Annotated in this window: 18 protein-coding genes; 7 read left to right on the plus strand and 11 right to left on the minus strand. The window is 57.3% G+C overall.

The annotated features are described in order from the left end of the window. Position 1: 1 nt before the first annotated feature. The 6 genes from ACQUQU_RS12130 to mraZ are packed head-to-tail and all read right to left on the minus strand — an operon-like array spanning position 2 to position 6193. Entirely contained in the window at positions 2-1357 is a 1356-nt protein-coding gene (locus tag ACQUQU_RS12130; RefSeq protein ID WP_430459952.1) for a UDP-N-acetylmuramoyl-tripeptide--D-alanyl-D-alanine ligase, read from the minus strand. Next, on the minus strand, positions 1350-2822 hold the full coding sequence (locus tag ACQUQU_RS12135) for a UDP-N-acetylmuramoyl-L-alanyl-D-glutamate--2,6-diaminopimelate ligase (RefSeq protein WP_430459953.1): 1473 nt from the start codon (positions 2820-2822) through the stop codon (positions 1350-1352). Before ACQUQU_RS12135 ends, ACQUQU_RS12130 begins: the two co-directional genes overlap by 8 nt. Further along, positions 2819-4549, minus strand: a complete 1731-nt coding sequence (locus tag ACQUQU_RS12140; RefSeq protein ID WP_430459954.1) for a peptidoglycan D,D-transpeptidase FtsI family protein — start codon at positions 4547-4549, stop codon at positions 2819-2821. Before ACQUQU_RS12140 ends, ACQUQU_RS12135 begins: the two co-directional genes overlap by 4 nt. Further along, the gene (ftsL, locus tag ACQUQU_RS12145; RefSeq protein ID WP_430459955.1) at positions 4546-4806 is read right to left on the minus strand and encodes a cell division protein FtsL; all 261 of its coding nucleotides are present in this window, start codon (positions 4804-4806) and stop codon (positions 4546-4548) included. The genes ACQUQU_RS12140 and ftsL overlap by 4 nt, the downstream gene beginning before the upstream one ends. Next, the gene (gene rsmH / locus ACQUQU_RS12150) at positions 4803-5741 is read right to left on the minus strand and encodes a 16S rRNA (cytosine(1402)-N(4))-methyltransferase RsmH (protein WP_430459956.1); all 939 of its coding nucleotides are present in this window, start codon (positions 5739-5741) and stop codon (positions 4803-4805) included. Before rsmH ends, ftsL begins: the two co-directional genes overlap by 4 nt. After that, positions 5738-6193, minus strand: coding sequence for a division/cell wall cluster transcriptional repressor MraZ (gene mraZ / locus ACQUQU_RS12155; RefSeq protein WP_430459957.1), 456 nt, complete (start codon positions 6191-6193; stop codon positions 5738-5740). The genes rsmH and mraZ overlap by 4 nt, the downstream gene beginning before the upstream one ends. 523 nt (positions 6194-6716) lie before the next feature. On the opposite strand from mraZ, the gene ACQUQU_RS12160 reads away from it, so the two are divergent. Further along, positions 6717-7334 (plus strand): DUF502 domain-containing protein, encoded by a 618-nt coding sequence (locus ACQUQU_RS12160; protein WP_430459958.1) that lies wholly within the window; start codon positions 6717-6719, stop codon positions 7332-7334. A gap of 27 nt (positions 7335-7361) precedes the next feature. On the opposite strand, the gene ACQUQU_RS12165 is transcribed toward ACQUQU_RS12160, so the two are convergent. Then, positions 7362-7850 carry a hypothetical protein gene (locus ACQUQU_RS12165; RefSeq protein WP_430459959.1) on the minus strand — a complete coding sequence of 163 codons (489 nt, stop codon included), beginning with the start codon at positions 7848-7850 and terminating at the stop codon, positions 7362-7364. Positions 7851-8057: 207 nt separating this feature from the next. Here ACQUQU_RS12165 and ACQUQU_RS12170 point away from each other — a divergent pair, with 207 nt between their 5' ends. Continuing rightward, positions 8058-9083, plus strand: coding sequence for a cyclic nucleotide-binding domain-containing protein (locus ACQUQU_RS12170; RefSeq protein WP_430459960.1), 1026 nt, complete (start codon positions 8058-8060; stop codon positions 9081-9083). Positions 9084-9130: 47 nt separating this feature from the next. Here the strand turns inward: ACQUQU_RS12170 and ACQUQU_RS12175 are convergent, their stop codons facing one another. Together ACQUQU_RS12175 and ACQUQU_RS12180 are read right to left on the minus strand one after the other, a co-directional pair. Beyond that, positions 9131-9979, minus strand: a complete 849-nt coding sequence (locus ACQUQU_RS12175) for a TIGR02285 family protein (protein ID WP_430459961.1) — start codon at positions 9977-9979, stop codon at positions 9131-9133. Between the two features lie 98 nt (positions 9980-10077). Further along, a complete protein-coding gene (locus tag ACQUQU_RS12180; RefSeq protein WP_430459962.1) occupies positions 10078-10680 on the minus strand; it encodes a peroxiredoxin in 603 nt (200 codons plus the stop codon). 248 nt (positions 10681-10928) lie between these two features. Here ACQUQU_RS12180 and ACQUQU_RS12185 point away from each other — a divergent pair, with 248 nt between their 5' ends. Further along, positions 10929-11630: a TonB C-terminal domain-containing protein gene (locus ACQUQU_RS12185; protein WP_430459963.1), complete on the plus strand. Its 702-nt coding sequence runs from the start codon at positions 10929-10931 to the stop codon at positions 11628-11630. 42 nt (positions 11631-11672) lie between these two features. Here the strand turns inward: ACQUQU_RS12185 and ACQUQU_RS12190 are convergent, their stop codons facing one another. Both ACQUQU_RS12190 and ACQUQU_RS12195 read right to left on the minus strand, forming a co-directional pair. Continuing rightward, positions 11673-14708, minus strand: coding sequence for an efflux RND transporter permease subunit (locus ACQUQU_RS12190; protein ID WP_430459964.1), 3036 nt, complete (start codon positions 14706-14708; stop codon positions 11673-11675). A 12-nt stretch (positions 14709-14720) separates the two neighbouring features. Continuing rightward, on the minus strand, positions 14721-15767 hold the full coding sequence (locus ACQUQU_RS12195; RefSeq protein WP_430459965.1) for an efflux RND transporter periplasmic adaptor subunit: 1047 nt from the start codon (positions 15765-15767) through the stop codon (positions 14721-14723). 204 nt (positions 15768-15971) lie between these two features. Here ACQUQU_RS12195 and ACQUQU_RS12200 point away from each other — a divergent pair, with 204 nt between their 5' ends. The 4 genes from ACQUQU_RS12200 (at position 15972) to gcvH (ending at position 19435) form a co-directional block, all read left to right on the plus strand. After that, on the plus strand, positions 15972-16979 hold the full coding sequence (locus tag ACQUQU_RS12200) for a helix-turn-helix transcriptional regulator (RefSeq protein WP_430459966.1): 1008 nt from the start codon (positions 15972-15974) through the stop codon (positions 16977-16979). Between the two features lie 83 nt (positions 16980-17062). Then, the gene (locus ACQUQU_RS12205; protein ID WP_430459967.1) at positions 17063-17707 is read left to right on the plus strand and encodes a TetR/AcrR family transcriptional regulator; all 645 of its coding nucleotides are present in this window, start codon (positions 17063-17065) and stop codon (positions 17705-17707) included. A 213-nt stretch (positions 17708-17920) separates the two neighbouring features. Then, positions 17921-19000, plus strand: a complete 1080-nt coding sequence (gene gcvT, locus ACQUQU_RS12210) for a glycine cleavage system aminomethyltransferase GcvT (protein ID WP_430459968.1) — start codon at positions 17921-17923, stop codon at positions 18998-19000. A gap of 51 nt (positions 19001-19051) precedes the next feature. Next, on the plus strand, positions 19052-19435 hold the full coding sequence (gene gcvH / locus ACQUQU_RS12215) for a glycine cleavage system protein GcvH (protein WP_430459969.1): 384 nt from the start codon (positions 19052-19054) through the stop codon (positions 19433-19435). The last annotated feature ends 22 nt before the right edge of the window (positions 19436-19457 follow it).

Raw genomic sequence — 19457 nt, forward strand, 5'->3', positions numbered from 1 at the left:
ATCAGTTTTCCTCTGTGTTCTTTTGCAGTGCGTGGACGACTTCATCCATTCCGGCGCTGCGCGACCCTTTAATCAGAAGAACATCCTGATCGCGGGTCTGTTGTTGTAAAAATCGCACCACTTCTTCACGGGATGCGAACCAGTGCGCTCCTGCACCAAATGCGTCCGTTGCCTGACGACAACGGTTACCCGTTGCCACCAGATGTTTAATTCCCTGCTCGCGGGCATAAGCACCAACACTGGCGTGCAACGCCAGTTCATCAGCACCCAGTTCGGCCATATCACCCAGCACCAGCCAGCTGTTTTCTGCCTGCTTCAGTACATCAATGGCGGCCCGAACCGATGCCGGATTGGCGTTATAAGCGTCGTTCAGAATGCGCTGACCATTGACACCATCCAGCCACTGCAGACGACCGCCAACCGCGACGGCTTTTTTCAGGCCCGACGTAATTTCGTCGCCCGACATACCCAGAGCAAACGCCGCAGCCGCAACCGCCAGTGCGTTGCGCACATTGTGAACGCCCGGCAGAGGTAACTCGGCCGGCCATTGCTGCCCCTTGAAGGCCAGTACAAAACGACTGCCACTGAGCGTGGTTTCGATCGCCAGCGCACGCACATCGGCCTGCTCTGAAAAGCCGAAACTTAATTGCTGAGTCTGTGCGCGTTCAGCCCACTGCGGATAAAACACATCGTCCGCATTCAGCACCGCAGTGCCACCCGGCTGAATAAAATCGAGCAGTTCACCTTTGGTGAGGACAACGCCCTGCAGACTGCCAAAACCTTCAATGTGGGCTTCAGCCGCATTGGTAATGATGCCAACCTGTGGTTTTACCCAGCGCGCGGTATAGGCAATTTCGCCCAGACCACTGGCGCCCAGTTCAATCATGGCCGCTTCATGCTCAGGCTTCAGTGCCAGTAAGGTCAGCGGCGCCCCAATGTGATTATTCAGATTGCCCTGCGTCATCCAGGTATTGAACCGTTCGCTCAGCACACTGGTCATTAATTGCTTGACGCTGGTTTTTCCGGCACTGCCGGTGACCGACACAACAGGACCAGTAAACAGATCACGATTGGCCGAGGCGAGGAGCCCCAGTGCCAGCAAACAATCGTCGACCCTGACACAGGGAAACCGGCTGTCGACGTCTTCATCCACCAGAGCGGCTACGGCACCGGCGGCTAACGCTGCTTCAATAAAAGCGTGACCATTGAAACGTTCGCCCTTTAATGCAACGTACAGATCACCCGCCTGAATTTTGCGCGTGTCGGTGCTGATACCTGAAATCACCAGAGACGATTCACCCTGCACGGTACCGCCCGTAACAGCAGCGATTTCGGCCAGAGTCCATGACTTAATCATGCGCTCCTCCGGCTTTTTGGTAACCCAGACTCAGCAATACAGATTCATCGCTGTAAGGATGTTTCACACCCATAATATCCTGATAATTTTCATGTCCTTTGCCGGCAATCAGCACGATACCGTCGGCTCCGGCAGAGGTGACCGCCTGACGAATGGCCGCGGTCCGGTTATGTTCATGAGCAAGTTCTGGCGCACCAGCCAATACATCGGCAAAAATCTGGTGTGGATCTTCCGTCCGCGGATTGTCATCGGTCAGCACAGCAAAATCCGATTCGCGGGCCACTACGGCCGCCATCAGAGGACGCTTGCTGCGGTCGCGATCACCGCCACACCCAAAAACCGTTGTCAGCGGTTTGTCCCAGGGCTTCAGCGCGCCAATTACATTGCTCAGCGCGTCCGGAGTATGGGCAAAATCAATAACCGCCATGGGCGCACCGGCTTTGGTGTACAACTCCATGCGTCCGGCCACTGGCTGCAACTGAGAAGCCGCAGCACACAAGGCATTAAAATCCAGCCCTTTTGCCGCCAGTGCGGCAATCGCCGCGCTGGCGTTGGCCAGATTAAATTCGCCAATTAATGGCAGAGACAGGTGACCGGTACCCCAGGGCGTTGTTAACTCGGCCTCTATGCCAGCACCGGTTAAGGCCGTCATGCGATAGCGGACATCCGCCTCAGCGTTGCGACCGTAACGCATAACCTTGCAGGTCAGCGCCTTATCAGCCGCCAGACGACGACCGTATTCATCATCGGTATTGATCAGCGCAATCTGCACACCATGGTCAACAAACAATGCGCGTTTGGCGGCAAAGTAGTGGTCCATAGTGCCGTGGTAATCGAGGTGATCCTGCGTAAGATTGGTAAGCACAGCGATGGAAAATCCGATACCCGCAACCCGCTTCTGGCTGAGGCCGTGTGAAGACACTTCCATCGCCGTAAGGTTCACAGATTGTTCCGTTAATTCGCTTAAATTACGCAGAATAATGGACAAATCCGGCGTGGTATTCCGGGTTGGCGCAAGCTGAGGCCAGCGACCATTACCCAGCGTGCCCAACACACCACAGGCTTCACCACAGGCAGATGCCAGCTGGGCAATATATTGGGTCACCGAGCTTTTGCCATTCGTGCCGGTCACGCCAATCAGCGACATACTATTGAGCGGGTAACGGCGGAATAACCAGGTATTCAGATGCTGTTTAATGTCCGCCGAAATAAAGACCGGAATGGTGTCGCCGTCGTCATTCCACTCACAACGGAAACCCTGTGCATCACCTTCTGCAAGAATGGCAGCGGCACCGCGCTGTACGGCATCAGTAATGTGTTGTGCACCATGCGCGGCCGCGCCCTGGCGAGCAATAAAGACATCACCTGGCTGCACGTCACGACTGTCAATAATCAGATGGTGAACATCGCGATCCCATTCCGGCGGCATGAACAACTCAGGCATCACAATCTGGCTTAATTTCATGCCGGACCTCCTGCCATACGCAGGGTCGATACCTTGCCGTCATCCGGAGCGACCTGACGCAGACGCAACGACTGGCCCATAATCCGCGAAAATACCGGCGCGGCGACTTCACCACCGTAATATTCTTTACCCTGTGGCGAATCGATCACCACAACGAGAATCAGATCCGGATCGGAAATCGGTGCAACACCGGCAAACACCGCGGTGTATTCAGAATCTTCGTAACCCTGCTGGCCTACCTTATGCGCGGTGCCAGTCTTTCCGCCGACACGATATCCGGCGACACGGGCACGGGTACCGGTACCGCCTTTACCGGTTACGGTTTCCAGCATATCCAGCACCTGACGCGCCACTTTGGCCGACATTACCTGGTCACAATTAGCGGTATTGTCGTCTGTCACAATCAGGCGCAGCGGACGGATGCAGCCTTTCTGAGTAAACGCGGTATACGCGTGTGCCAGCTGCAGTGGCGAAACCGACAGGCCATAGCCATAAGAAACCGTGGCTAAACGCAGCGCATCCAGCTGTTCCGGATAAGGCAGACTGCCAACGGCCTCCCCCGGAAAACCGAGCACGTTTGCCTGACCAATGCCGGCTTTACTGAAAAATGCCCAGATATTGTCCGCACCCAGCTCGCGCGACAGATAGGTCACACCGACGTTACTGGATTTGGTAATAATGCCGGTGATATCGAGCACGCCGTAGTTGGTGTGATCGCGAATGGTTTTATTTTTTACGCGCACATAACCCGGTGCCGTATTCACTTCGCTGCGCGGAGAAAAACGACCGGACTCAAGTGCTGCAGCCACGGTAAATGGTTTCATGGTGGAACCCGGTTCAATCAGGTCGGCCACGGCTCGGTTGCGCATATGCTCCGGGCGCAGACCGGCGCGATTATTCGGGTTGTAAGAAGGCTGCCCAACCAGCGCCAGCACATCACCTGTGTGTGCATCCAGCAGCACGGCACTGCCGGATTTTGCGTGGTGCTGAGCCACCGCCGCTTTTAATTCGCGGTACGCCAGATACTGCAGTCGCAGATCGAGCGTAAGGGTTAAATTCGCGCCGGGGGTGGCAACGGAATTCACTTTAAGCTGTTTAATCACGTTACCGTACAGGTCTTTAACCACCTGCCGTGAACCTTCCTGCCCTTGCAGATATTGATCAAACGCCAGCTCAAGACCTTCCTGACCTTTGCCATCAATGCTGACGATACCGACGGTATGCGCCGCTACTTCGGCTGCCGGATAAAAACGGCGGAAATCATCTTCGCCGTAAACACCCGCCAGACGGCGATCAAGAATCTGGCGCGCGGCACCAGGTTCAACCTGACGTTTCAGATATGCGAAAGAGCGACCCTGTTCGGCCGCTCTTTTGGTTTTCTTCACCAGATCTTTTGCTGGCAGTCCGAGATCCTTGGCGAGCTGCGGTAATTCCTGCAAATTCACCTGCTGCGGATTCAGCCACAGATTCACCACCGGCGTGCTGACCGCCAGCGGCTTGCCGAAACGGTCGGTGATCATGCCGCGCATGGCCGGCTGCACATCTTCACGCACCGTGCGTTTTTCGCCCTGTTCAAACAGAAACGGCTGATCAATGGTGTGCAATAAAACCAGACGAACCAGAACGCCACCCAGCAGACAACCGAACACGCCCAGCACCAGCGCGAAGCGCCAGCGTTGCATGCCGGTGAGCACAGTCTGTTGTGGTTCGTTCGGTCTGGCGTTCATTGCGGAAGCACCTGCACCTGTTCGGGTTCAGTCATATTTAATTGTTTTCTGGCGACCTGATCGATGCGCCCGTGCGCAGTCAGAGCCCCTTTTTCCAGCAGCAACCGGGTGTATTCCTGTTGCAGCCGTTCGCGTTTTGCATCTTCCTGCTGCCACACCTGCAGCAGATCGCGCTGCCACTGCACAACGTTGATCTGCACCAGTGCGGACGCCATCACAGCACCCCACAACAGCGTCAGCCAAACGCCGGTTTTCATTGCGGCAAGCGCTCGGCCACCCGCAGCACCGCACTGCGGGCACGGGCATTACGCTGAATTTCGTCATCACCCGGCATAATGGCTTTACCGACTTTCACCATGGTGCGGCCCAGCATGTCGTCGGTCACCGGAACACCGGCCGGAATATCGCGGCCTTTTTCCTGGGCGCGAATAAAGCGCTTCACCATGCGGTCTTCCAGTGAGTGGAAGCTGATCACCGCCAGACGACCACCCGGCAGCAGAAGATCCACACTGTCGGCCAGTGCGTTTTCCAGATCACCCAGTTCGTTATTCACGGCAATGCGGATTGCCTGAAAAGCACGGGTGGCCGGATGTTTGTGTTTCTCCCACGCCGGGTTTGCGACCTTAATGATTTCGGCCAGCTGCTTGGTGCGGGTAATCGGTTCTTCCTGACGGGCAATAATCAGTGCGCGCGCCATGCGCTTGGCAAAGCGTTCTTCACCGTATTCTTTGAGCACACGGGCAATTTCGCCTTCTGCCGTGGTCATCACCCACTCGGATGCACTGAGGCCGGCATCCGGATTCATGCGCATGTCCAGCGGGCCGTCTTTCATAAAGCTGAAGCCGCGTTCGGCATCGTCCAGCTGAGGCGAAGACACCCCGAGATCGAGCAGGATGCCGTTTACCTTATTGATGCCCAGCGCCGTCAGTTCCGCTTTCATGTCAGCAAAGCTGGATTGCACGATGCGGAATCGCGGGTCTTCCTGTTCCAGCTCTTTACCGCTGTTGATCGCCAGCGGGTCTTTATCAAAACCAATCAGGCGGCCTTCCGGCGCCAGCTTGCTCAGCAGCAGACGGCTGTGACCGCCGCGCCCAAAGGTACCATCCACATACACACCGGCCGGGTCATTCAGACAGCCGTCTACGGTTTCCTGCAGCAGGACAGTCGTGTGCAAAAATTCATTCAGATTCATAACGACAGACTCTGCAGTTCGGCCGGCAGCTGTTCAGGCTGACTGACCATATCCAGGTATTCATCACGACGGCCTTCCCAGACCGCCTTGCTCCACAATTCCAGCTTCTTGCCCTGACCCATCAGCACGACTTCTTTGTCGAGCTCGGCGTATTCACGCAGCGGCTGCGGCAACAGCACACGGCCACTGCCATCCAGTTCGAGATCGGTGGCATGACCAATCAGCAGGCGCTGAATACGACGGGCAACGGGGTTAAAGCTGGGTAAGGCCTCAATCTTGGCCTGAATCACTTCCCATTCATTGACGGGATAAATCAGAAGGCAGCGTTCTTCGGTGTCGATGGTGGCCACCAAACGGGCGCCACAGAGCTCGGCCAGCGTTTCCCGATACTTGGTCGGGATCGCCAGACGCCCTTTAGCATCCAGATTGATCGAGTGCAGCCCCCGGAACATGAGTTCTCGCGTCCTTCCTGTTAGTTGTTGAGTGAATGTGGGTGATCACTAACACCCAAATAACCCACATTTACCCACTATTCTCCACTTTACGACACTATAGAAAGCGCTCTGGCCTTTTGCAAGCCAGCGAAACCAGCGTAAATCCTGATTTTTGCTTTATTTCACAAGGACTTAGAGGGGTATAAAAGGAAGGTGGGAAAAAGTGGTGGTGAAATAGCGTACAGAGTCTTAAACCTGCATCACAAACTTAAAGTAATTTGTGAAGTTAGTACCCACCAACAAGGGGTTATATAAAATTTCTTCATAAGAAGTGGTTACTAACTAACGTAAAGGTTTTTCGTCAGGAATGGCAGGCAAAGCCGCCGATCAGCCCCGGTTGCGGCGCGGGTTCGCTGCCACAGTTGGCGCCACAGGACACCTGTGCCAGACTGCGCGCCATTCTGCTCTGCCCGTTTCAGGCCCGCAAGGAGAACCTGAACCAAACGTGAGCAACCACTAACATAAAGCCCAAGGAACTCTGATGAAGCGCCTGCTACTGCAACCTCTGGTGAAAGGCTCCATGGTCGTCCTGCCCTTACTGGTCACCGTCTGGCTGCTATGGTCGGCCCTGCTGTGGCTGAACGGACTGGGTCTGAACCTGCTGGAGCAATTGGGGATCGACAGCCTGTTTCCCGGCATGGGACTGGGACTGATGCTGCTGGCGCTGCTGCTGATCGGCCTGCTGTTTCAGTTCAATCCGGTCAGCTGGCTGTATCAGTATGTTGAGGATGCCCTGCTTCGTTTCCCGCTGGTGAAAACCCTGTACGGCGCTGTGAAAGACTTTGCCGCCATGTTCGATCAGGAGAAACAGCAGGGCCAGCAGGTGGTTCTGATCGACCTGCCCGGCCAGGGACAGGTGATCGGCTTTATTACCGCCAGCAAAATTCCGGCAGCGGTAAAAGCCGTGAACGAAAGTGAGGATCTGGTGACTGTGTACCTGCCGATGAGCTACATGGTGGGCGGCTACACTCTTTTTGTGCCGCGCAGCCGCCTGACGCTGCTCGACTGGTCGTTTGAAGACGCCATGCGCTTCGCCCTGACCGCCGGTGTGTCCCAGAGCCAGGCCCGCACCCGTAACCGCGATCAGTCCGGCGTTTAATCCGCCAGACAACCAACTCGCCGGTGCTTAATCCGCCGGGCGACCAACGCGCTGGGTCAGGGCTAGAAAGCCGCCCAGCGCCGCCAGCAGAAGGGCACAGGCCACCAGAATGGCCACCGGGTAATACAGATTTCCGGCCAGATCGAGCTGACTGTATTTGATGATCATGATCAGCGCCTCCAGCACCAGCGCAATGCAGACAGTGCCAACAAAGCGGGTGATGGTGCGGCGCATGTTCTGCACTATGTCGCCGCCCTCTTCTTCCGAGATGTATTCCTTCCCGACCCCAATCCCCAGTTCATACATGGCCAGCGCAATCACCAGCGTATTGATGGCTTTGACCACCAGCGAGATGAGTTCGGACCCGGGCTCACCCAGTCCGGTTAAAAACGTATTCACCGATAAGCCCACCAGCAGCAGCGCCAGCAGATGAAAGATGGCCGAAAACAGCATGGCCAGTCCGGTGCGGTAGTGGCCCACCAGTGAGGGTGAGGCCATGTGGGATGCAATGCGCATACAGCGACTCCTGTCAGAACAAGTCTCTTTCCGAGTCCTGCAGCCGCCTCAGGTTCCCCGGCGTCTGCCATTACCCCACCATCACCCGCGATGGGCCTGCCACAAATCCACCTTCCACAGGCAGCCAATCCGGACTCACACTAGGCTGAACCCTTTGTTATAGTTGGTCGATATAACAAGCTCACCTTATCCACCAGGCATTGAATTATGGAAGATAACAACAGCCCAGAGCTGTCGCCGCTGCAGATTCAGCGCTTCATCCCGTTCGATGAGTTGTCTGAGAACACCATCGCCGAGCTGATGCCGCACTTCCGCGCTTACCGCGCCGAAGCCAAGAAGATGCTGTTCAAACGGGGTACAGAAGACGACGAATGCCATTTCCTGCTGGAAGGCGAAGTGGATCTGGCCGACGACCAGTTCCGCATCACCAAAATCAAAGGGGATGACGACGAGAACTTTCTGGCACTGGACGCCAGCCACGCCATCCACCGTCATGCGGCCATCACTCAGGTGCCGTGCCAGCTGTTCGCCATCCGTCGTCAGTATCTGGAACTCATCACCACCTGGTCGGAACTGCGCCAGTCGTACGAACTCGACGAAAGCGAATCCGACTGGCTGGAAGCGCTGCTGACCTCAAGCCTGTTCAACCGGGTGCCGCCGGGCAATATTCAGAAGCTGCTGAGCCGTTTCAATGAACGCGAGGTCACCCTCGGTGAGGTCATCATCCGTGAAGGTGAGGAAGGCAACGAATGCTATGTCATCAAATGCGGGCGTGCTGTGGTGACGCGCAAAACCAATAACCGCTCAGAAACCCTGGCGGCGCTGAGCAACGGCAATCTGTTCGGTGAAGACGCCCTGATCAGCAACCTGCCGCGCAATGCCACCATCACCATGAGCAGTGACGGCGTGCTGATGACCCTGACCAAAGACGATTTCGATACCCTGCTGAAAAACCCGGTACTGGAATACGTCAGCCAGTCGGAGCTTGAGCATCTGATTGAGGAAGGCGAAACCGGTACCGTGCTGCTCGACGTGCGCACGACACAGGAAGCCGGCGTCAGCGCCATTCCCCGTGCACAGTGCATCCCGCTGGGGCAGCTGCGTTCGCGTCTGGACGAACTGTCAAAGGCGTTTGTATACGTGGTGTGTGGTGAAGGCCGGGCGGAAGCGGCGGCCTACATTCTGACGGAGGCGGGTTTTCAGGCCCGCGTGCTGAAACCGGTCAAAGCCTGAAACCGGTAAATACCAAAGCCGGCGGATGTCTGAGGCCCGAACAAGCCTCAGCGCGTCACCGGCGCAATCATCTGCTCGTAAGCCGCCTGATAACGCTCCAGCGTGTCCGGGTCCAGCCAGTCGCCGACGATGCGGCGATTGGCGTCCAGCGGTAACTGAGTGCGGATCCAGACATTCAGCTGACGGATGACCTCACGTCCGACGTCGGTATTCGGGCAAGCCACATAGCTGCGGAAAAACGGCTGCAGCTCATCAATCCCCATGGTCGACAGACTCTGCATATCACTCAGGCCCATTGCCACATAACGCACAATCCACGGGTATTCGACCACGGCATCAATGCGCCCGGAATTGAGCATGCGCAGCAGACTGAGCGGCCCGTAGTTGTTCGACACCTGTATCAGGCGCTCGCTGTTGTGCTGGGCGCGCAGCATAGAATCGACCTCACCGTAGGCACGTTCGGTGATCATGCCGATGCGTAACGTCGGATTTTCCAGTACCTCGCGCAGGGCAATGGTTTTCCGCTTGCCGAATAAACGCTGCTTCTGCTCGGCGCGCATGATCAGCACCATGGACGGCACGATGGCACCAGCTTCGGAAAACACCGCCACGCGTTCGCGTTCCGGGGTTTTCAGCACCGCCGGCTGGCAGACATTGCGCCCTTCGCGGATTTCCTGCCACGAGCGGGAATCGGTCATCACGCCGATCACATGATGAAAGCCCGACACGGCCGCCTGCATGTGCGGCACCACCACATCGACCATGCCTTTTCCGGCCAGCGGCCCCTCGGCAATATGAAACGGCGGATACGGCGCCACCACCCAGGTCAGCTCCGTCAGATCATCGGCATCCGCCATCCAGGGCACAAACAACAGTGCCAGCCACAGAATCCGCATTCAGTCTTACTCATGAATTATTCCCACTAAGCCTATGCCATGAGGTACAAAAAAGCCCGCTCAGGGCGGGCTTTTTTGTTGCTGTTGTTAACAGCGTCTTACAGCTTACCGGCTTCTTCGGCCAGGTACTTGGCAACGCCTTCCGGAGAAGCGTTCATGCCCTTGTCGCCTTTGTTCCAGCCGGCCGGGCACACTTCGCCGTGGGCTTCATGGAACTGCAGCGCTTCCACCAGACGGATCAGTTCGTCGATGTTACGGCCCAGTGGCAGGTCGTTGATGTTGGCAGCACGTACCACACCTTCTTTGTCGATCAGGAACGCGCCACGCAGCGCCACACCACCGGCGGTTTCTACGTCGTAGGCTTTACAGATGCCGTGATCAACGTCAGCCGCCATGGTGTACTTAACAGCGCCGATGCCGCCTTTTTCCACCGGGGTGTTACGCCATGCGTTGTGGGTAAAGTGGGAGTCGATCGATACAGAAATAACCTCAACACCCAGCTCAGCGAATTTACCCATGCGGTGATCCAGAGCGATCAGCTCAGACGGGCACACGAAGGTGAAATCCAGTGGGTAGAAGAACACCAGAGCGTATTTGCCCTTGGTCGCTTCTGCGAAGTTGTACGATTCAGTGATGGTGCCGTTACCCAGAACTGCAGGAACGGTGAAATCCGGGGCTTTTTTACCTACCAGAACGCTCATGGTGTTACTCCCTGTGATAAATCATCGGTTGCCGGGGTATTCTCTGATTGGAATACGCCCGATGCTGTGCCCGGCGGGCACGCTGGCCGGTATGATACATGGCCGGCTCAGCGCTTGTTAACATTAAGTGCGCCAGCTCGGCAGCCACGGTTTTATTAACCCCCCAAACGATTTATAAAATCTGAACCGGGATTTATAAAAACCGAACAGGGTGTGAAAACCGCCAGAATGTCATTACAAGGAATGCCGTGCACAGGATACCGGACGCCATCCGCCGCCACCCTCTGGTCAGTGCCCTGACGCTGTCGGCGCTGCTGCACCTGCTGTTTTTATGGCCCGATACCCACCAGACGCCGCCCGCCATGCGGGTGATTAATGCCGACCTCCGCCTCACCGAACTCAGCGCCCAGACACTGAAAACACCCGCCGATCATCAGCCGCCAGCGTCCGCAGATGGGGCGCCGGCGGCTGATGATGAGGCGCCGGCAACATCGACAGACGAACCCCAAACGACAAAGCCCACTGGCACACCAATAACGCCGCGCAAAGCCGCTGCAGCCACACGAGCCCTCACAACGCCAGAGCCAGCAACCGAAGCGGTTGAACAGAAAAAGAAACAGGAAGCGGCAAGCGTGGCACAGCCAGGGCTTACCGACCGTCAGGATGAGCTGAGCAGCGACCCGGTGGAAAGACAGTACCAGCAACAGATACTGGCGCATCTGCGTCAGCAGGTAGAGGCCCCGGCCGGCTTCAGCGGCAGTGTGCGTCTGAGCCTGACCATACGCTACGGCCAGATCGCCACCGACGTCGATATTGTGCGCTCCAGCGGCGACCCCGCCATCGACGACTGGGCCGTGAAAGCCGCGATTGGCGCCAACCCGTATCCTCAGGTGCCGCCACAGCTGCCGCAGCCCTACCACTTCCGCCCGACGCTCAGCATCGGGCAGTAACCGACCCGCGTACAATCACGACACCGTTACTGACATCCAGTGTCAGTCCGGCATTTTGCCTAAAAAGCGATACAGCACAGGCACCACAATCAGCGTCAGCACGGTCGACACCAATAAACCACCAATAATGGCCCAGCCCATCGGCGACCACATGCTGGAGCCCGACAGAGTCAGCGGCAGCAGACCGCCAATGGTGGTTAATGTGGTCAGCACGATCGGTACAAACCGGGTTTGCGCCGACGCTGCAATGGCCGCCAGCTGATCCATGCCTTCGCGCCGCATCTGGTTGGCGTAGTCGACCAGAATAATCGAGTTATTCACCACAATACCCACCAGCGAGGTCAGACCGATAAAGGCGGTAAAGCTGAAGGTATAGCCGGTTAAAAACAGCGCCAGCAACGCACCGATTAACGCAAACGGAATGGCGGCAAACACGATTAATGGCTGCACAAAGGAGCGGAACTGCAGGACCAGTACGGCAAAAATACCGAACACCGCCAGCAGCAGGGCTTTCGCCATGCCACCAAACGCCTTTTTACGGTTCGCCTGCTCACCACCCACGGTAAAATGCACTCCGTCCGGCCAGGCGTAATTCTTCAGTTCCGCCACCACCGCATTGGTCACCGACTCGGTTTTAAAACCGGGCAACACATCGGAGGTAATGCGCGCCATCCGTTCGGTATCAAAATGCTGGAAACGGGCAATACTGGTTTCCAGCTCAACGTTCGCCAGTTGCAGTAAAGGCACCAGTTCGCCGTTGGCGGACTTGATCTGAATATCGTCAAAGGTGGCCAGCTCCGGGCGCGGATATTCCGATAAACGCAGCACCAGATCGTATTCCTCACCGTCGTCATCGCGGTACACGCCCATCGGCAACCCCACCAGTGCCGTGCGGATGGTGCGGTCGATGGTGGTCAACGGGATTCCCAGCATGGCGGCTTTATCGCGGTTAATCTGCACGTGCAGATCGACCTTGTATTTTCCCACCGGATTTTCCACCCCCACCACGCCGGGCACCTGCTCCATAATCGCAGCCACGTCGTGCGACACCTGCTGAATCTGGCCCAGTTCTTCGCCCATGATGCGGATTTCTACCGGCGCCTCTACCGGCGGGCCCTGCAGAAATTCTTTTACCGTAATCTGTGCCCCCGGTAACGCGGCCAGCGCCTGACGCAGACGCGCCACCATAGGTTCTACCTGAGGTAATTCATGCTCGCTTAAGGTGACGAATAACTGCGCGAAATTCACCGTCTGGCGCGACGGCATAATGTTGTAATAAATACGCGGATTGCCGCGCCCGACGTTACGGGCAATATCCAGCACCAGAGGCTCAGCCCGCACCAGCGCTTCGGCACGTGCGGCCATGGCGTCGGTTTTCTCGAAGGTACTGCCTTCCGGCATATCGATATTCACCAGAATCATCGGCTTTTCTGCTTTCGGAAACAGACTGACACCAATGAAGGGAAACAGACTGAGCGACGCCAGTAGTAACGCCACCGACACCAGCATGACGGCTTTGGGTTTTTCCAGCGCCCGGTTCAGCCAGCCCTGATAAACGGTAGCTGCGAAGCCTTCCATTTTCTGTTGCGTACGTGTGGTCGACGCTGCAGCCTTACCCAGCTTACTGGCCAGCAGAGGGGTCAGCGTCAGCGCCACCAGCAGCGAAGCGAACAGGGTCAGCACCACAGTCACCGGCATGGCACGCATAAACGTGCCGGAACCGTTCTGCATCAGCAACATAGGTAAAAACGACAGCACGGTGGTTAAGGTACCGGACGCCACCGCCCAGGCTACCTGCGAGCTGCCTTTTACCGCGGCATCCGTCGGCGTATCGCCGTCGCGCAAATGACGCGCCACGTTTTCGACCACCACAATGGCGTTGTCCACCAGCAGACCGAGCGCAATCACCAGACCGACAATCGACATCTGCTGCAGACCGAAACCGGTTAAATCCAACCAGCCGATGGCGATAAAAATCGACAGCGGCACCGCCGCCACCACCACCAGCGCCGGACGGAAACCGAGCACGATCAGTGACATCACCGCCACCAGAATCAGGCCCTGATTTAAATTGCTGAAAAAGCCGTCAATCTGACGTTCAACACTGAGCGACTGATCCATCACAGTCGTGAGTTTTATGTGCGACGGCAGGCGATGCCCGGTGTACGCGTCCAGCACCTGTTGTATGCCTTCACGCACTTGAAAGATCTGACTGCCTTTGCGCTGTACCACAGAAATAAAGACGGATTTCTCGCCATTCAGACGGGCCCGGTAACTGGGCAGACTTTCGGTCAGGGAAACATTGGCAATATCGCGCAGATAAATCAGGCGGTTATTCACCGCCCGCACCACGGTATCGCCAATCGCATCGAGGGATTCATAGTCGCCACTGGTGCGCACGGTGAAACGACGGTCGCCGGCGTTGGCGTGGCCGCCGGGTAAATTCTGCGCCGCACTCTGCACGGCCGCGTAAATTTCATCGAGACTGATGCCCAGACCATTCACTTTGCGCTGGTCGACCTGAATCTGTACTTCCAGTGTCGGCAGTGCGGCGATGTCGACGCGCTTGACGCCGCTGACCCGCTCAAGCTTTTGCTCCAGCACTTCGGCGTGTTTTTTTAATTCCAGATAATCGGCTTCGTCCGACACCAGCGCCAGCTGCAGAATACTGACATCCGCGGGCGAAATTTTGTCGATGTCCAGCGTAACAATGCTGGCCGGCAGATCGTCACGGACTTCCGCCACAGCGCCCACCACATCGTCGTATTTATCCTCAGGATCGGTGCCGTACAAAAACTCAACGCGGATCACGGCCAGACCGTCTTCCACCTCGGTTTTAATTTCACGCAAATCATCGAGTTCGTTCAGCGCACTTTCGATCGGGTCGACCACCAGCTTTTCCATATCGAGCGGTGTGGTCCCCGGATTCACCACCTTGATCACGGCGGCGGAAAAATCGAATTGCGGGTCTTCAGAGCGCGGCATGGTAAAAAACGACACCACGCCGAGCAGCACCAGCAACAAAAACAACACCCAGGTGAACTGGTGATTGCGGACCGCGAGTTCCGGTAATTTCATCGTCGCCTCCGCTTACGGGTTGTCGGCAGTCTGCGCCGGCAGCGCCAGCTCACGACCATCGGTGAGGAACTGTGCACCCGACACAATCACCTGCTCACCCGCACTCAGCCCGTCGGTGACCACCATATTGCCCTCATCGAGCACCAGCAGACGCACGCTGCGCTTTTCAGCACGGCCATCAGCGCCCACCACAAACACTTCGGCCTCACCTTTTGCCGCCCGCACCATGGCCGCTACCGGTACCAATGCCGCCGGTTGGGCCTGTGCCGGAATAATCACAGCATGGCCGACAAATCCGGCCAGCAAAGGCGTAGAACCGTTGCCGGCCAGACGCAGTTCCACCTCGAAGGTCTGGCTCTGATCGGCGCGGCCGGCCAGTTCACTCAGCTCAGCGGCGAATGTCTGCCCCGGCAGGGCATCAAAACTTACGGCAGCGGTGTCGTTCAGACTCAGGCGCACGATGTCGCGGTCGGTGACCCCGGCGCGCAGCACCCAACCGGCCTGTTTGGAGGCAAACAGAAACGCCGGTTTGCCATTGGCGACCATTTCATTGGGTTCGACAAAGCGTTTCAGAATGCGCCCATCCGCCGGCGCCAGAATCACAGAATGGCGCTGATTGAAGCGTGCCACGCGCAGGTCGGATCGTGCCACTTCGACCTGAGTTTCCGCCCGTTGCAGTTGTTCCACCGACAAGGCATCCGAGCCCTGCAGCGAGCGGAAGCGCTCCAGATTGCGCTCGGCGTTGGACAGAACCGATTCGGCCTTGGCCACCTGCGCGTCGATTTCTTCCAGATCCAGTGAGGCCAGCATCTGTCCTGCCTTCACCCACTGCCCTTCATCGACCGCTACGCGGCGCAGCAAGCCGCCGACTTTGAATGCAAGGTTCTGTTCGGACTTGTTTTCCAGCACACCGCTGATGCGCACCGGACGCGCGTATTCCTGCACCACCACAGGAAGGGTTTCGACCGGCACCGGCGCACCGGCGGCCTGAACCATGGCGCTGAACGCCAGCCAAAAAAGAATGAGCCCGGAAGAGGCAGAGCGGGAAACACTGAGCATGGACGCCTCGTTATAGTTATCAGCGATGTTTACAGCGAAAACATGCTATTCCGGAAATGTGAACAGCGTCAACAAACGATCATTCACGTCAGAGAGTCGATTATTGCCAGTTTAAGTGGCCCTTTTGCCCGATTAGCCATTGATTACCGGCCAAAGTTGCGTACAGTCCCGTCCTCTCACCACAATTAAAAAAAAGAATAACCCATGGACGCGTTACACTGTTCTGCGGACGCGCTGCATTCGCTGCTGCGCCTGCTGGCCGCAAAAGGCCTTAAAACACGGCAACTTCCCAGATTCGAGTTGCCAGCGGACGCCCTGTTTAACAGCCGCGCCCGCATCCCTCTGTCGGCTCTGCTGGACCTGCTGAACTGGGCCCGTCAGACCTTGAATCAGCCCGATCTGGCGCTGGATTTTGGTATGACACTGGCGCTCACCCCGCAGGATCAGGAATTCAGTCTGGTGCGCTTCAGCAATGGTCAGCTGGAAAAACCCGCTGCCCTTGCCGCCTTCGATCTGCTGCTGCATGGCTCAGGCGAAGACGAGCTGACGCTGGAACTGGCGTGGAATCCGCTGAGCGGTATTTCCTCCGGTCTGCGCCCGGTCGCCACCGAACTGGCCCTCAGCTGGTTGCACCAGCGCTGGCTGCCGGTACTGGCCGGCCGTCACGATCAGCTGAGCATCGAACTGCACGCCCCCATGACCGTCGGCTGCATGGCACCCTGGCTGCCGGAAAAAGTCGTGGTCAGCGGCCATACCCGTCTGGTGTTCCCACGGCACTGGGCGGAACTGCCGGCCGAAAGTCACCGCATGCCCGACATCCGCTGCGACGCGGCCGCGCCGAGCCTGCTCATCACCCACAAAGCCGCCAATATTTTCCGGGCCGAGCTCAACGAAGCACCGCCACTGGACGAACTGGCCAAACGCCTGGGTCTGAGCGAGCGCACCTGCAAACGCCGTCTGCAGGAATGCGGCACCCACTACCAGAAACTGCTCGGTGAACTGCGCCTGATTCAGGCCAGCTACTGGCTGCAGCAGTATCAGCACAACGTCACCGAAGTAGCGGTACTGCTGGGTTACTCCAGCGTGGCCAACTTCTCCAAGGCGTTTAAAAAGTGGTGCGGTTACTCGCCAAGTCAGGTGCGCCACGGCGTACCGGCGATGCGCAACAGCACAGGCCCTATCCGCCTCGCCCTGCCGGAAACCCAGCTCTGACAGGCACTTGCTGATCGCCGGGATTGGTTGACGCTGTCAGCCAATCCCGGTTGAATAGCGCCGTTTAAGATCACGGACGCGCCATGAACGACTGCGTAACCGACGCCCCTGTTTCCAGTTATCACCACGGCAACCTGCGCGAAGCTCTGCTCGACGCAGCAGTGGTCAGCATCCGCGAACAGGGCGCAGACAAACTCAGCCTGCGTGCACTGGCGCGTTCGGTTGGCGTTTCCCAGACCGCTCCTTACCGGCACTTCGCCGACAAAAACGAACTGCTGGTCGAACTGGCGCGGCAGGCGTTTGATGAAATCGCTGAAGCCACCACCGCCTGCATTACCCCAGACGCCGACTGCCACACCAACATGCAGGCCGCCGGCGAAGCGTATCTGCGCTACGCCATTTCTCACCCGGAGAAGTACCGCCTGCTGTTCGGCACCACCATCGACCGCCGCGAACAGTACCCGCAACTCATGGCCTCCGGTCACCGTGCCTTTGAAGTGCTGGTGAAGCTGATTGATGAAGGTGTGCAGCGCGGCGAGTTCATTCAGGAACCCGTCATCCTGCTGTCGAATATCTGCTGGTCTGGCATTCACGGCTTCGCCTCGTTATGGATCGACGGCATCTTCGCCCGCCGCCAATTGCCGACCGATTTAGAGACCATGCTCACCAGCCAGATCCGGGCCACTGTCCGCTCCATTTCTACCCGTCCGGCGACCGTTATTTTCTGATCAAATGGTCAGAAAAAATCGCATCTCACCCTGATTTTACCGGGGTTTTCTGCACGAATGAGTCCATTCATGCCAAAATGGCACCATGGTTCTGTTTTATGAAATTCTGAGGATGCCGAAGCGGGTTTTAGGCGCTATACTGCCGCCCTTTTTAAGGGTTTAGGGCGCTCACTTTTTGCTCAACCCGACCTCCGATCAACAGCAGGAATTACCATGGCCAAGCAAACCGCACTGTACGCCAAGCATCTGGAAGCCAACGGCAAGATCGTCGATTTCGGTGGCTGGGATATGCCGGTGAACTACGGTTCCCAGATTCAGGAACACCAGGCCGTGCGCCAGCACGCCGGTATGTTCGACGTATCCCACATGACCATCGTCGATGTGGCCGGTGTCGATGCCAAAGCCTACCTGCAGAAACTGCTGGCCAACGACGTCGACAAGCTGAAAGAGACCGGCAAAGCCCTGTACTCCGGCATGCTGAACGCCAACGGCGGCGTGATCGACGATCTGATCGTGTACAAAATGGATGGCTGGTACCGCACCGTGGTGAACTGCTCCACCCGCGAGAAAGACCTCGAGTGGATGGCCGCCCAGAGCAAAGGCTTTGACGTCAGCCTGACCGAACGTCCGGAACTGGCCATGGTCGCCGTTCAGGGCCCGAAAGCCATTGAACTGGTAAAACAGGTAAAACCGGAAGCCGCCGACCTGATCAGCGGCCTGAAGATTTTCCAGGGTCTGCCAAAAGCCAACTGGTTCTTCGCCCGTACCGGTTACACCGGCGAAGACGGTCTGGAAATCATGGTGCCGGACACCGAAGTGGCCGCGTTCTGGCAGCAACTGCTGGACGCAGGCGTGGCTCCAGCCGGTCTGGGTGCACGCGACACCCTGCGTCTGGAAGCCGGCATGAACCTGTACGGCAACGACATGGACGAAAACGTGTCGCCGCTGCAGGCCGGCATGGGCTGGACCATCGCCTGGGAACCGGCCGAGCGTAACTTCATTGGCCGTGCGGCTCTGGAAGCGGAAAAAGCCGCCGGCGTTGCCATGAAGCAAGTCGGTCTGGTGATGGAAACCCGCGGTGTAATGCGTGCCCATCAGAAAGTCGTGGTTGAAGGCGTGGGCGACGGTGAAATCACCTCCGGTACCTTCTCACCGTCTCTGGATTATTCTATTGCCATCGCCCGGGTTCCGGCGGCCACCGGCGACAGCTGCATGGTGGATGTGCGCGGTAAACTGGTACCGGTGCGTGTGGTAAAACTGCCGTTCGTGCGCAACGGTCAGAAACAGTTTTAAGATTAAATTCCTGATATTGGCCAAATTCTGAATTAGTGATTGGAGAACAAGATGAGCAACATTCCAGCTGAACTGAAATACGTCACATCCCACGAATGGATCCGCGTTGAAGCCGATGGCACCGTGACCATTGGTATTACCGATTTCGCTCAGGCCCAACTGGGTGACGTGGTGTTCGTGGAACTGCCGGAAGTCGGTGCCGACGTAGAAGCCGAGCAGGACATCGCTGTGGTCGAATCCGTGAAAGCAGCGTCTGACATTTACGCTCCGCTGGCTGGCAAAATCATCGCCGTGAACGAAGAACTGGTTGATGCACCGGAAATGGTGAACGAAGACCCGTACGGCAAAGCCTGGTTCTTCAAAATGGAACTGGCCAACGCCGCCGACCTCGACAACCTGCTGGACGCTGCCGCTTACGCCGCTGCCTGCGAATAAGTTGTTTTTCCCTGAACCCGGC

This window comes from Thalassolituus sp. LLYu03, from assembly GCF_050507655.1.
Taxonomy (GTDB): domain Bacteria; phylum Pseudomonadota; class Gammaproteobacteria; order Pseudomonadales; family Oceanobacteraceae; genus Venatoribacter.